Source organism: Streptomyces sp. V4I2 (assembly GCF_030817655.1).
GTDB classification, from domain to species: Bacteria; Actinomycetota; Actinomycetes; order Streptomycetales; family Streptomycetaceae; genus Streptomyces; species Streptomyces plumbiresistens.
Genome location: NZ_JAUSZM010000003.1, coordinates 8,522,092 through 8,536,184 on the forward strand (window position 1 = coordinate 8,522,092; position 14,093 = coordinate 8,536,184).

Annotated in this window: 10 protein-coding genes; 8 read left to right on the forward strand and 2 right to left on the reverse strand. The window is 71.7% G+C overall.

The annotated features are described in order from the left end of the window. Positions 1–20: 20 nt before the first annotated feature. Positions 21–1,820, forward strand: a complete 1,800-nt coding sequence (gene ggt, locus QFZ76_RS39950) for a gamma-glutamyltransferase (protein WP_307678241.1) — start codon at positions 21–23, stop codon at positions 1,818–1,820. Between the two features lie 3 nt (positions 1,821–1,823). Here the strand turns inward: ggt and QFZ76_RS39955 are convergent, their stop codons facing one another. Both QFZ76_RS39955 and map read right to left on the reverse strand, forming a co-directional pair. Further along, on the reverse strand, positions 1,824–4,370 hold the full coding sequence (locus QFZ76_RS39955; RefSeq protein ID WP_307678242.1) for an ATP-dependent Clp protease ATP-binding subunit: 2,547 nt from the start codon (positions 4,368–4,370) through the stop codon (positions 1,824–1,826). Between the two features lie 184 nt (positions 4,371–4,554). Beyond that, a complete protein-coding gene (gene map / locus QFZ76_RS39960; RefSeq protein WP_307678243.1) occupies positions 4,555–5,322 on the reverse strand; it encodes a type I methionyl aminopeptidase in 768 nt (255 codons plus the stop codon). A 32-nt stretch (positions 5,323–5,354) separates the two neighbouring features. On the opposite strand from map, the gene QFZ76_RS39965 reads away from it, so the two are divergent. From QFZ76_RS39965 to hydA, 7 genes are all read left to right on the forward strand, one after another. Then, a complete protein-coding gene (locus QFZ76_RS39965; RefSeq protein ID WP_266449899.1) occupies positions 5,355–5,606 on the forward strand; it encodes a helix-turn-helix transcriptional regulator in 252 nt (83 codons plus the stop codon). Positions 5,607–5,762: 156 nt separating this feature from the next. Then, complete coding sequence (locus tag QFZ76_RS39970; protein ID WP_307678244.1) at positions 5,763–7,679, forward strand: hypothetical protein; 1,917 nt, start codon at positions 5,763–5,765, stop codon at positions 7,677–7,679. A gap of 180 nt (positions 7,680–7,859) precedes the next feature. After that, positions 7,860–8,702, forward strand: coding sequence for a nitrilase-related carbon-nitrogen hydrolase (locus QFZ76_RS39975; protein ID WP_307678245.1), 843 nt, complete (start codon positions 7,860–7,862; stop codon positions 8,700–8,702). Beyond that, complete coding sequence (locus tag QFZ76_RS39980) at positions 8,699–9,985, forward strand: aspartate aminotransferase family protein (RefSeq protein ID WP_307678246.1); 1,287 nt, start codon at positions 8,699–8,701, stop codon at positions 9,983–9,985. Before QFZ76_RS39975 ends, QFZ76_RS39980 begins: the two co-directional genes overlap by 4 nt. Before the next feature lie 28 nt (positions 9,986–10,013). After that, a complete protein-coding gene (locus QFZ76_RS39985; RefSeq protein ID WP_307678247.1) occupies positions 10,014–11,588 on the forward strand; it encodes a PucR family transcriptional regulator in 1,575 nt (524 codons plus the stop codon). Between the two features lie 155 nt (positions 11,589–11,743). Further along, on the forward strand, positions 11,744–12,586 hold the full coding sequence (locus QFZ76_RS39990) for a nitrilase-related carbon-nitrogen hydrolase (RefSeq protein WP_307678248.1): 843 nt from the start codon (positions 11,744–11,746) through the stop codon (positions 12,584–12,586). A gap of 100 nt (positions 12,587–12,686) precedes the next feature. Beyond that, positions 12,687–14,090: a dihydropyrimidinase gene (hydA, locus tag QFZ76_RS39995; protein ID WP_307678249.1), complete on the forward strand. Its 1,404-nt coding sequence runs from the start codon at positions 12,687–12,689 to the stop codon at positions 14,088–14,090. The last annotated feature ends 3 nt before the right edge of the window (positions 14,091–14,093 follow it).

The following is a 14,093-nucleotide window of genomic DNA, read 5'->3' on the forward strand; positions in this document are numbered from 1 at the left end:
GTCTCTGACTGGAGGTTCGGATGCGTCGCCCTGTCGTACGGAAACTGTCGGTCCTGGCGGTCTCGGCCGCCGTGGTTACGGTAGGAGCGGCCGCGCCACCCGCCGCCGGGAGCACACCTGTCGAAAAGGTTCCGCTTGCCGTCGGCTACGGCGGAGCCGTGGCCAGCGTCGACGCGGACGCCTCCGCCGCCGGTATCGAGGTGCTGAAGAAGGGCGGCAACGCCGTCGACGCCGCCGTCGCCACGGCGGCCGCGCTCGGTGTCACCGAGCCGTACTCCTCCGGCATCGGCGGTGGCGGCTACTTCGTCTACTACGACGCCAAGTCCCGTACGGTGCATACGATCGACGGCCGCGAGACCGCTCCGCTGACCGCCGACTCCGGCCTGTTCCTGGAGAACGGCAAGCCCCTCGCCTTCGCCGACGCCGTCAGCAGCGGCCTCGGCGTCGGTACGCCGGGCACGCCCGCCACCTGGCAGACGGCGCTCGACAAGTGGGGCAGCAAGAGACTCGGCAGCGTTCTCGCGCCCGCCGAGCGGATCGCCCGTGACGGGTTCGTCGTCGACAGCACCTTCCGCTCGCAGACCGCCTCCAACGAGACCCGGTTCCGCTACTTCCCGGACACCGCGAAGCTGTTCCTGCCGGGCGGACAGCTCCCCGTCGTCGGCTCGACCTTCAAGAACCCCGACCTCGCCCGCACCTACGCCGAGTTGAGCCGCAAGGGCGTCGGCGCGATCTACCACGGCGACCTCGGCGAGGACATCGTCGACACCGTGAACAAGCCGCCCGTGGACCCCGCCTCGGGCTGGAACGCCCGCCCGGGCGAGCTGTCCGAGAAGGACCTCGCGGCCTACCGCGCCAAGCTCCAGGCGCCCACCAGGACCTCGTACCGCGGCCTCGGCGTCTACTCCATCGCGCCCTCCTCCTCCGGCGGCACCACGGTCGGCGAAGCCCTCAACATCCTGGAGAACACCGACCTGTCGAAGGCGAGCGAGGTCCAGTACCTGCACCGCTACATCGAGGCGAGCCGGATCGCGTTCGCGGACCGGGGGCGCTGGGTCGGCGACCCCGCCTTCGAGGACGTACCCACGAAGGAACTGCTGTCGCAGAAGTACGCCGACTCGCGGGCGTGCCTCATCAAGGACGACGCGGTGCTGACCAGCCCGGTGGCGCCCGGCGATCCGCGGAACCCGGCGGCCTGCGCCACCGGGGGAACGGCGGCGCCGACGACGTACGAGGGTGAGAACACCACGCATCTGACGGCGGCGGACAAGTGGGGGAACGTCGTCTCCTACACGCTCACCATCGAGCAGACCGGCGGCAGCGGCATCACGGTGCCCGGCCGCGGGTTCATCCTCAACAACGAGCTGACCGACTTCTCCTTCGCCCCGGCCAACCCGGCCGTCCACGACCCGAACCTGCCCGGTCCGGGCAAGCGGCCGCGGTCGTCGATCTCGCCGACGATCGTGCTGGACAAGCACGACAAGCCGGTGGTGGCGCTGGGTTCGCCCGGTGGCGCGACCATCATCACCACCGTGCTGCAGACCCTCACCCAGTTCCTCGACCGCGGGCTGCCCCTGGTCGACGCGATCGCCGCACCGCGCGCCAGCCAGCGCAACGCCGCCCAGACCGAGCTCGAACCCGGGCTCTACGGCAGTGAGACGGCCAAGCAGCTGGAGGCCATCGGGCACTCCTTCAGGCTGAACCCGGAGATCGGCGCGGCCACGGCCGTGCAGCGGCTGCCGGGCGGGAAGTGGCTGGCCGCCGCCGAGAAGGTACGACGCGGCGGCGGCTCGGCGATGGTCGTGTACCCGGCGCCCTAGCGGTCACAGCTCGGGGGCGGGCGGCAGGTCCTCCGTACGGAGTGCGAGCCGCCCGTCCTCGACGTCCACCGTCACCCGGCCGCCCTCGGCGATCCGGCCGTCCAGCAGCAGCCGGGACAGCTGGTTGTCGACCTCGCGCTGGATGGTGCGGCGCAGCGGCCGGGCGCCGTACTCCGGCTGGTAGCCGCGCTCGGCGAGCCAGTCGACCGCCGGGCCGGTGAAGTCGACCGCGATGCCCTGCGCGTGCAGCATCCGGCGGGTGCGCTCCAGCAGCAGGTTGGTGATCTTCCGCAGCTGCTCGGCGGTGAGCTGGCGGAAGACGACGATCTCGTCGATGCGGTTGAGGAACTCGGGCCGGAAGTGCTCCCGCAGCGGCCGCAGGATCTGCTCGCGCCGCGCCTCCTCGTCCGCCTCCGCACCGCCCGGCCCGAACCCGATGCCCGCACCGCGCCGGGTGATCGCCTCGGAGCCGAGGTTGCTGGTCATGACGATGACGGTGTTGGTGAAGTCGACGGTGCGGCCCTGGGAGTCGGTCAGCCGTCCGTCGTCCAGGACCTGGAGGAGGATGTTGAAGACGTCCGGGTGGGCCTTCTCCACCTCGTCGAGGAGCAGCAGCGAGTACGGGTGCCGGCGCACGACCTCGGTGAGCTGGCCGGCCTCCTCGTGGCCCACGTACCCGGGCGGGGCGCCGACCAGCCGGCTGACCGTGTGCCGCTCCTGGTACTCGCTCATGTCCAGGCGGACCATGCGCTCCTCGCTGCCGAACAGGACCTCCGCCAGCGCCCGCGCCAGCTCGGTCTTGCCGACACCGGTCGGGCCGAGGAAGAGGAAGCTGCCGATCGGCCGGTCCGGGCTCGCGAGTCCGGCCCGGGACCGCATCACCGCGTCGGCGACCACCCGGACCGCCTCCTCCTGGCCGACCACCCGCTCGTGCAGATGCTCCTCCAGGCCGAGCAGCCGGTCCTTCTCCTCCTCGGTGAGACTGCTGACCGGAATCCCGGTCTGCCGGGACACCACTTCGGCGATGGCCTCCGCCGTCACCTCCAGATGCTGCCCCTCGTCGGCCGCGCCGCCACCGCCGGCGGCCTCCTCGATCCGCTTCTTCAACTCGGCCATACGGTCGCGCAGTTGCGTGGCCTGCTCGTACTGCTCGTCCGCGACCGCCTGGTCCTTGTCCCGGCCGAGCTGCTCGAGCTCGTGCTCCATGGCCCTGACGTCGGTGCCCTTGGTCCGCGCCCGCAGCCGTACCCGCGCCCCGGCCTGGTCGATCAGGTCGATCGCCTTGTCCGGCAGCCGGCGGTCGGTGAGGTAGCGGTCGGACAGCTCGACGGCGGCCACGAGGGCCTCGTCGGTGTAGCGGACCTGGTGGTGGGCCTCGTAGCGGTCGCGCAGTCCGCGCAGGATGTCGATCGCGTCCGTCGGGGTGGGCTCCGGCACCAGGATCGGCTGGAAACGCCTGGCCAGGGCCGCGTCCTTCTCGATCCGGCGGAACTCCTCCAGCGTGGTCGCGCCCACGATGTGCAGCTCGCCGCGGGCCAGGGCCGGCTTGAGGATGTTGCCGGCGTCCAGGGACCCGCCCTCGCCGCCGCCTCCGGCACCCACGACGGTGTGCAACTCGTCGATGAAGACGATCAGTTGGTCGGAGTGGTCGCGGATCTCGCCGACGATGTTGGTCAGCCGCTCCTCGAAGTCGCCCCGGTAGCGGGTGCCCGCGACCACACCGGTCAGGTCCAGGGCGACCACCCGCCGCCCGATCAGCACGTCCGGCACGTCGCCCTCGGAGATGCGCTGGGCGAGCCCCTCCACGATGGCCGTCTTGCCGACACCCGCGTCACCGATGAGCACCGGGTTGTTCTTGCCGCGCCGCGAGAGCACCTCGATGGTCTGCTCGATCTCCTCGTCCCGCCCGATCACCGGGTCGATACGGCCCTGCCGGGCCAGGCCGGTGAGATCGCGGCCGTACTTGTCCAGGGTGGGCGTGCCGGTGGAGCGCGGCCGTTCGCTGCGGACCTGCCCGCCGTCCGAGGCCGCCTCGGGCGGCAGGCCCGAGGGCGTGAAGCGGGCCGAGTTGAGGATGTGCCCGGCCGCCGAGTCCGGGTTCGCGGCGAGGGCGCTGAGCACGTGCTCGGGGCCGATGTAGCCGGCGCCGCGGGCCCGGGCCAGGTCGTGCGCGTCCAGCAGGGCGCGCTTGGCGGCCGGCGTCAGGGACAGTGAGGTCGGGGGCGGCACCTCGCCCGGCGGGTGCTGGACCGGGCCGGACCGCTCGTCGATCTCCGTGGCGAGGGAGTCGGGGTCCGCGCCGGCCCGGCTGAGCAGGCTCCTGGTCGGTTCGGCGGACAGCGCGGCCCGCAGCAGATGCTGGGTGTCCAGGTCCCGGCTGCCGTGTTCGGCGGCGTACTGGGCGGCGCCCCGCACCAGTTCCCGGGCGGGCTGACTGAGCAGCCGCCCGATGTCGATCTGGCGGGGACCGGGGCGCGGTCCGCCGAAGAAGCGGGCGAGGAATTCTCCGAAGGGGTCGTAGCCTTCTGAGCCGGTGAAGCCGCTGGTCATGGCGTTCCCATCCGGCGTCCCTGCGGGGCCCGGGACGCCCTCGCTGATCGACGTGCCGGGGCCGGGTAACCCGTGTGGCAGTCGGCTACACCCCGGGACGCACGCTCGTAGAACACCTTCGCACGAAGGAGGGGAGGGGGCACCTTCAGAGAATCCGGGAGGCTCTCTCCGGGTGCCCCGCCGCTCAGCGTGCCGTCAGGATGCGTGGCCCCGCGTCCGTGATCGCCACCGTGTGCTCCACGTGGGCCGCGCGCGAACCGTCGTTCGTCTTCAGGGTCCAGCCGTCCGGTGCCTCGTGGTAGCCGTCCGTGCCGCCGTCGATGAGCATGGGTTCGAGGGCGAGGACCATGCCGTGCCGCAGCGGGAAACCGCGCCCCGGGCGGCCCTCGTTGGGAACCGGCGGGTCCTCGTGCATGCGGCGGCCGATGCCGTGGCCGCCGAAGTCGGCCATGATGCCGTATCCCGCGGCCCGGCACACCGTGCCGATCGCGTGCGCGATGTCGCCGATGCGGTGTCCCACGACCGCCGCCTCGATGCCCGCCGACAGGGCCCGCTCGGCCGTCTCGATCAGGCGGAGGTCGGCCGGGCGCGGCCTGCCGACCACGAAGCTGATCGCCGAGTCGCCGGCCCAGCCGCCCAGTTCCGCACCGCAGTCGATGGACACGAGGTCGCCGTCGCGCAGCCGGTAGGCGGTCGGGATGCCGTGCACGATCGCGTCGTTCACCGAGGCGCAGATGACAGCCGGGAACGGCGTGGTCGCGAACGAGGGCCGGTAGCCGAGGAAGGGCGAGCCGGCGCCCGCCGCGCGCAGCACGTCGTGCGCCACCTCGTCCAGCTCCAGCAGGGAAACGCCGACGTCAGCGGCCTGTCGTACGGCCGTCAGGGCTCGGCCGACGACCTGGCCGGCCTCGTACATGGCGTCGATGGATGTGTCCGTCTTCAGCTCTACCATGCCAATTACTATACCGGTATTACAATGACGGTATGGTACGCACCCCTCTCACCCCCGAAGAGCGCGAACGCGGCGAACGGCTCGGCCGGCTGCTGCGCGAGGCCCGCGGCGGTCGCAGCATGACGGAGGTCGCGGCCAGCGCCGGCATCTCCGCGGAGACCCTCCGCAAGATCGAGACCGGCCGCGCGCCGACCCCGGCGTTCTTCACGGTGGCCGCGCTCGCCCGCGCGCTCGCCCTGTCGATGGACGAGCTGGCGGGACTGTGCGCGCCGGCGGCCGTATAGCGCCGCTGCAACGGGCTTCTCGGGCAGTCTCCGCGCAACGGTCAAGATCGCGCAATGAGGGTCATGCACTGTCCCGGAAAACTGCCTGTAGCCGTCCTGTAACACGACTGGTGTTGCCTACGGACCGGAGTGCTCCGGTCTGGCGGGAGTTGGGCGATGACTCTGGATCAACTCCCGGCCCGAGTACGGGAGTTCGCGAACTACCTGGACAGTCTGCTGGCACGCCTGGACCAGGGCGCCGGCTGGTGCGGCGTGTTCTGGCAGCGCGACCCCGACGGAATGCAGGCCTGCCTCGACGGGCGTGAGATACCGCCCTGGGACGTCGTCGAGGCGCTCCTCCAGGACCTCGCCACGGAATACGGCCCCGCCGTCGCCGCCCCGGAGGCGGACCGCGCCCGCCCCCTGCACGCCGCCGCACTCGTCGCCCACGACGCCCGCCCCGGCGGCCGGGACGCCCTCGGCGACCGCTTCGACGTCATGCTCCGCGAACAACGCTACGCCGCCGAACGACAGGCCGAACTGGGCCGGTTCCTCGCCTCCGCCACCACCCAGCAGGAGGCCGACGCGATCCGCCTCGACCTCGCCTGGGCCCGCGACGACCACGAACGCGCGACCCGCCGCTGCGCCGAACTCCGGGCGCGCATGGAGGACCTGGACCGGCGGTCGGTGGGCGGACAGGCGGAGGAGATCCGCCGCGGGCGGACGGCGCAGGGCGGCACCGTGTTCCGCGTCGACGACGGCGACACGGGGGCGGAGGGGCGCGGGGGACGCGGGGGGTACGGCTCGCCATCGGCCGGTCGGGACGGGTACGGCACCTCTTCGGCCGCTCGTGGCGCGCAGGGCGCGGGTGCGGACGGTCGTGGCGCGTTTGGCGCGGATTCGGGCGGCCGGGACGGGTACGCCACACGGTCGGACGGCCGTGACGAATACGCCCCGCGTTCCGACGGCCGGGACGGGTACGGCACCTCGGCGGGCGGTCATGGCGCGCAGGGCACGGGTTCCCGCGATGCGTACCGTGACGAGTACGCCGCGCCTTCCGACGGCCGACATGCGTACGGTGCCCCCTCGGACGCTCGTGACCCATACGGCACGCGTCCGGACGGTCGTCACGAGTACACCGAGGCCACGGACCCTCGAAACACCTACGCCGCGCCCTCGGACGGGCGCGATGCCCCGTACGGCGCCGGATTCCCCCGCATGCCGCAGCAGCGCCACGCGCCGGACGCCTCCGCCCCGGAGACGGACGGCGGCCACGGCCAGTACGCCGAGTACGACGACCGGCCCGCCACCCCGGAACAGCCGGCCCCCGCCCCGCAGGAGGAGCCCGCCCCGACCTCCAAACAACGCAAGCGCCGCCGCGGCAGTGCCCGCTTCGCCGGGGTGGACGAGGAGGGGACCGCCCCCGTCGTCGTACCGCCGACCGTCGTACCGGACCTGCCCGTCGCGCCCGTCGCCCCCCGCCGCACCCTGCGCGGGGCCCGGTACGCCGGGGCCGCGGAGACGGACGCGCGGCCGGAGCCGCAGACCGCTGAGCCGTCGGACGCGGCGGCCCGGCGCGAGAGTGCCGGGGCCGTGGAACGGCTGGTGCGGCTGCGCGGTGAGGGCCGTAGCGGCGAGGCGCACGCCCTGCTCGCCGAGATCGCGTACTGGCCCGCCGTCCGCTACCCGCTGCTCGCCGCCGAGATGCAGCGCGCCGGGCTCGGCGCCGACTGGGCGACCCTGCTGTGGGAAACCGCCTCACTGCCGCCCGACCGGCTGGTCGCCGTGGCCGACGCCCTGGTCGCCGCGGGGCGTGGCGCCGACGGCGAGCAGGTGCTTCGGCAGGGAGTGGTGCGGCCCGCCGGTGAGATCGGGCAGGCCGTGCTCGCGCTGGTCACCGAGGGCCACCGTCGCGAGGCCCGCGCGCTCCTGGACGCGTACGTCCGCGTCCGCAACGCCGAGGAGGCCGCCCGCAGCGTCGAGCCGGACCCGCAGACCCTCGCCCCGCTTCTGCTCGAGGCGGCCCGGGGCGCCTCGGGCGAGCTCCACCGGGATCTGGTCCACGCGTTGCGGGTCGCCGGCCACACCGCCTGAGACGGACCGAAGCCCCTGGCCGTCCGCCCGGTCGCTCACCCACAGGGGTGTGAAACCCGATCGACTCAGCGGGTTAACGACGATGGTCTTGGCAAGGCCGCCGGGGAGGCTTACGTTCGTGCCTCTACGGCCTGTGTCTACGGGCGTAGAGGCTCTGAGGTCCCGTCGAAGGAGCAGCTCATGGCCAACGTCGTACGCGCCGCCCTGGTCCAGGCCACCTGGACCGGCGACACCGAGTCCATGGTGGCGAAACACGAGGAGCACGCCCGCGAGGCGGCCCGCCAGGGTGCCAAGATCATCGGCTTCCAGGAAGTCTTCAACGCCCCCTACTTCTGTCAGGTCCAGGACCCCGAGCACTACCGCTGGGCCGAACCGGTGCCCGACGGGCCGACCACCCGTCGTATGCAAGAGCTCGCCCGCGAGACCGGCATGGTGATCGTCGTCCCGGTGTTCGAGATCGAGCAGTCGGGCTTCTACTACAACACCGCGGCCGTGATCGACGCCGACGGCACCTTCCTCGGCAAGTACCGCAAGCACCACATCCCGCAGGTCAAGGGCTTCTGGGAGAAGTACTACTTCAAGCCGGGGAACATCGGCTGGCCGGTCTTCGACACCGCCGTCGGCAAGGTCGGCGTCTACATCTGCTACGACCGCCACTTCCCCGAGGGCTGGCGCCAGCTCGGCCTGAACGGCGCCCAGCTCGTCTACAACCCCTCCGCCACCCACCGCGGACTCTCCAACTACCTCTGGCGCCTCGAACAGCCCGCCGCCGCCGTCGCCAACGAGTACTTCATCGCCGCGATCAACCGGGTCGGCGTCGAGGAGTACGGCGACAACGACTTCTACGGGACGAGCTACTTCGTCGACCCGCGCGGCCAGTTCGTGGGTGAGACGGCCAGCGACAAGGAAGAGGAGCTCATCGTCCGCGACCTCGACTTCGACCTCATCGAGCAAGTGCGCCAGCAGTGGGCGTTCTACCGCGACCGCCGTCCCGACGCCTACGAAGGGCTGGTGCAGCCGTGACCAAGGACCTGTTGGGCCGCCACCGCTCCGTCCTGCCCGACTGGCTCGCCCTCTACTACGAGGACCCGCTGGAGATCACCCACGGCGAGGGCCGGTACGTCTGGGACGCCGAGGGCAACAAGTACCTCGACTTCTTCGGCGGCATCCTGACGACGATGACCGCGCACGCCCTGCCCGAGGTCACCAAGGCGGTGAGCGAACAGGCCGGGCGGATCGTCCACTCGTCCACGCTCTACCTCAACCGGCCGATGGTCGAACTCGCCGAGCGCATCGCCCAGTTGAGCGGCATCCCGGACGCCCGCGTCTTCTTCACCACCTCCGGCACCGAGGCCAACGACACCGCCCTGATGCTGGCGACGACGTACCGCCGCAGCAACACCATCCTGGCGATGCGCAACAGCTACCACGGCCGCTCCTTCAGCTCGGTCGGCATCACCGGCAACCGCGGCTGGTCGCCCACCTCGCTCTCCCCGCTCCAGACGCTGTACGTCCACGGAGGCGTGCGTACACGCGGCCCGTACGCCTCGCTCAGCGACGACGACTTCATCGCGGCCTGCGTCGACGACCTCGAAGACCTGCTCGGCCACACCCGCCCGCCCGCCGCCCTGATCGCCGAGCCCATCCAGGGCGTCGGCGGCTTCACCTCCCCGCCGGACGGCCTGTACGCGGCCTTCCGCGAGGTGCTCCAGGAGCGCGGCATCCTGTGGATCGCCGACGAGGTGCAGACCGGCTGGGGCCGCACCGGCGAACACTTCTGGGGCTGGCAGGCCCACGCCTCCTCAGGGCCTCCCGACATCCTCACCTTCGCCAAGGGCATCGGCAATGGCATGTCCATCGGCGGCGTCGTCGCCCGCGGCGAGATCATGAACTGCCTGGACGCCAACAGCATTTCCACGTTCGGCGGCACCCAGATCACCATGGCGGCCGGCCTCGCGAACCTGACGTACCTCCTGGAGCACGACCTCCAGGGCAACGCCCGGCGCGTCGGCGGACTGCTCATCGAGCGGCTGCGGGCCGCCGCCGCACAGGTGCCGGCCGTACGGGAGGTGCGCGGGCGCGGGCTGATGCTCGGCATCGAGCTGGTCAAACCCGGCACCGACGAGGCCGACCCGGCAGCCGCGTCCGCCGTGCTCGAAGCGGCCCGCGAGGGCGGGCTGCTCATCGGCAAGGGCGGCGGCCACAACACCAGCGCCCTGCGGGTCGCGCCACCCCTGTCCCTGACCGTCGCGGAGGCCGAGGAGGGCGCCGCGATCCTCGAAGACGCTCTGAGGAGCATTCAGTAGCAGCACTCCGAACAAGGGAAACGCCGCCATGACCACCACCTCCAAGACCTGGGGTCCGACCGAGCCGGCCCTGTCGGTGCGGCAGGTCCTCGGCCTGGAACGGGTCCTCGCCGGGGAGCCCGAGGTGGTGGCCGGGGCGAGTCAGCTCGACCGGGCGGTGCGCTGGGTGCACGTCGCCGAGGCCGCCGACGTCGGCGTGATGCTCAGCGGCGGCGAGATGATCCTCACCACCGGGGTGCTGCTCGCCGGCGACGAGGGCGCGCAGGCCGAGTACATCCAGTCCCTGCACCGCGCGGAGGCCGCGGCCGTCGTCCTGGGCCTGGGACGGGCGTTCCCCGCGCCGCCGGACGTGATGCGGCGGGCGGCCGAGCGGTGCGGGCTGCCCATGGTGGTCCTCCATCGGCCCTTCCCCTTCGCGGAGTTGACGGAGGAGGTCCAGTCCCGGCTGGTCCGGCGGAAGTTCGCCGCCGTCAGCTTCTCCGAGTCCGTACGGACCGCGCTCACCGGACTCATCACCGCCGACGCTCCCCTGCAACGCCTGCTCGACGAGGTCGCCCAGCACAGCGGCTGTCCCGTCGTCGTCACCAACCTCGCCCACCGCGTCCTCGCCACCGCGGGGGAGCGGCCCGCCGTGGACGACGTGCTGCGCGACTGGGAGCGCATCGCCCGCCAGGCCGGCGGCAACGAGGTCGACGGCTGGATCCGCGCGGAGCTGGCGGGGCGGGGAGAGCGGTGGGGCCGGATCACCCTCTGCGGCTACCGCGGCGACTCCGCCACCGGGCGGCTGCTCGCCGACCGGGCCGCCGAGGCCCTCGTGCTGCACCGCATGCTCGGCGGCAACTCCGCGCACACCTGGGAGGAGCAGTCCGCGCAGAGCCTGCTCACCGACCTCGTCAGCGGAGTCGTACCGGCCCGGCAGCTGCTGCCCCGGGCCCGCGCGGCCGGACTTCCCGTCAACCGGCGCACCTTCGTCCCGCTCGTCGTACGCGACGGCGAACCGGACCAACTCGACCGCGTGCTGCGTATGTTGGGGATGCCCGGGCTGGTCGCCGAGCTGGCCGACGGAGCCGTGGCCGTTCTGCTGAGCCTCGCCCGCGACCAGGACGCGACGGCCCTCGCGGCCCACTTCGCCGCCCGGCTGCGGACCGAGTCCGGGTCCTCCAAGGCCGTGGTGGCGGCCGCCGACGAGCGCACCGTCTGGGACGACGTCCCCGCCGGGCTGCGCGAGGCCCAGCACGTCGCCGACGCCGTGGCCGACTCCTCGGCCGTCCTGGACCTCCCGGCCGTCGTCCGCCTCAAGGACGTACACCTGCGCGGCCTGATCCGGCTGCTGCGCGACGACCCGCATGTGCAGTCCTTCGCGGAGCGCGAGCTGGACGGGCTGCTGTGCGGGGCCGGCGAGGACCTGCTCGCCGTCCTGCGCACCTACCTCGCCAGCGGCCGCAACAAGTCCCGCACCGCCCAGCTCCACCACGTCTCCCGGCCGGCGCTCTACCGCCGGCTGGAGGCGATACAGGGCCGGCTCGGCGTCGACCTCGACGACTTCGAGCAGGCCGCCTCGGTGCACATCGCGCTCCTCGCACACGACGCGCAACAGGGTTGAAACATGCGACGACCTGGGAAAACGGCGGTGAAACATGGGCCCACGACAGGGTGACACGGTGACACGCCGCGGGCCCGCAGACGTGACACCGTGCAACTCAAACCGGCTCTTCGGACTTCTTAGGCTCCTCGCACACCGAGTGACCGGAGGTCCCGATGAGCACAGTGATCCGAGCCGCCCTCTTCCAGACCGCCTGGACGGGCGACAAGGAGTCGATGATCCAGGTGCACGAGCAGGCGGCCCGCGACGCGGCCGCGCAGGGTGCCCAAGTCCTGTGCTTCCAGGAACTGTTCTACGGACCGTACTTCTGCCAGGTCCAGGACAAGGCGTTCTACGAGTACGCCGAGCAGATCCCGAACGGCCCGATCGTCAAGCGCTTCCAGGCGCTCGCCAAGGAACTGGGCCTCGTCCTCATCCTGCCGATGTACGAGGAGGAGCAGCCCGGCGTCCTCTACAACACGGCCGCCGTGATCGACGCGGACGGCTCGTACCTCGGCAAGTACCGCAAGCACCACATCCCGCAGGTGCCGGGCTTCTGGGAGAAGTTCTACTTCCGTCCCGGCAACAGCGGCTGGCCGGTCTTCGACACCGCCGTCGGCAGGATCGGTGTCTACATCTGCTACGACCGTCACTTCCCCGAGGGCTGGCGCGCGCTGGGGCTGGAGGGCGCCGAGATCGTCTTCAACCCGTCGGCCACCTCGCGCGGCCTGTCGTCCTACCTGTGGCAGCTGGAGCAGCCGGCCGCGGCCGCCGCCAACGAGTACTTCGTCGGCGCGATCAACCGGGTCGGCGTCGAGGAACTGGGCGACAACGACTTCTACGGGACGAGCTACTTCGTCGACCCGGAGGCCCAGTTCGTCGGCGAGGTGGCCAGCGACAAGGAGACCGAACTGGTCGTCCGCGACCTCGATCTGGCCAAGCTGCGCGAGGTCCGCGACCGCTGGCAGTTCTACCGCGACCGCCGTCCCGACGCGTACGGCCCGCTGACCGCTCCGTAACCGGGCCGGGCACGTCCGCCGGTCCAGCACACGGGGGGCCGGACCGGCGGCACCGACCGACCCGCACCACACCAGTGTTGAACACGGCAGGAGAGGGATCATGAGCAGCCGTACCGTCATCCGCGGTGGCCTAGTCGTCACCGCGTCCGACGAGATCCACGCCGACGTCCTGATCGAGGACGGCCGCATCGCCGCCCTGGCCGCCTCCGGCACCTCCGCCGCCGAGGCCTGGACGGCCGAGCGCACCATCGACGCCACCGGGAAGTACGTCATCCCGGGCGGCGTCGACGCCCACACCCACATGGAGCTGCCGTTCGGCGGCACCTTCGCCTCCGACACCTTCGAGACCGGCACCCGGGCCGCCGCCTGGGGCGGTACGACGACCATCGTCGACTTCGCCGTGCAGAGCGTGGGCCATTCGCTGCGCGAGGGGCTCGACGCCTGGCACGCCAAGGCCGAGGGCAACTGCGCCATCGACTACGGCTTCCACATGATCGTCTCCGACGTGAACCAGGACACGCTCAAGGAGATGGACCTGCTGGTGGAGGAGGGCGTGACCTCCTTCAAGCAGTTCATGGCCTACCCCGGCGTCTTCTACAGCGACGACGGCCAGATCCTGCGTGCCATGCAGCGCTCCGCCGAGAACGGCGGCCTGATCATGATGCACGCCGAGAACGGCATCGCGATCGACGTGCTCGTCGAGCAGGCGCTGGCCCGCGGCGAGACCGACCCCCGCTATCACGGGGAGGTGCGCAAGGCGCTCCTTGAGGCCGAGGCCACCCACCGGGCCATCAAGCTCGCGCAGGTCGCCGGGGCACCCCTGTACGTCGTGCACGTCTCGGCGATGGAGGCAGTCGCCGAGCTGGCCAGGGCACGCGACGAGGGCCTGAACGTCTTCGGCGAGACCTGCCCGCAGTACCTGTTCCTGTCCACGGACAACCTCGCCGAGCCCGACTTCGAGGGCTCGAAGTACGTGTGCTCGACGCCGCTGCGGCCCAAGGAGCACCAGGCCCACCTCTGGAAGGGCCTGCGCACCAACGACCTCCAGGTCGTCTCCACCGACCACTGCCCCTTCTGCTTCGTGGGCCAGAAGGAGCTCGGCCGCGGCGACTTCTCGAAGATCCCCAACGGTCTTCCGGGCGTCGAGAACCGCATGGACCTGCTCCACCAGGCCGTCGTCGAGGGACACATCTCGCGCCGCCGCTGGATCGAGATCGCCTGCGCGACCCCGGCCCGGATGTTCGGCATGTACCCGAAGAAGGGCACCATCGCCCCCGGCGCCGACGCGGACGTCGTCATCTACGACCCGCACGCCGAGCAGATCGTCTCCGCCGAGACGCACCACATGAACGTCGACTACTCGGCGTACGAGGGCAAGCGCCTCACCGGCCGCGTCGAGACCGTCCTCTCGCGCGGCGAACTCGTCATCACCGAGCGGGAGTACACCGGGCACGCCGGGCACGGCGTCTACACCCCCCGCTCCACCTGTCAGTACCTCAACTAGGAG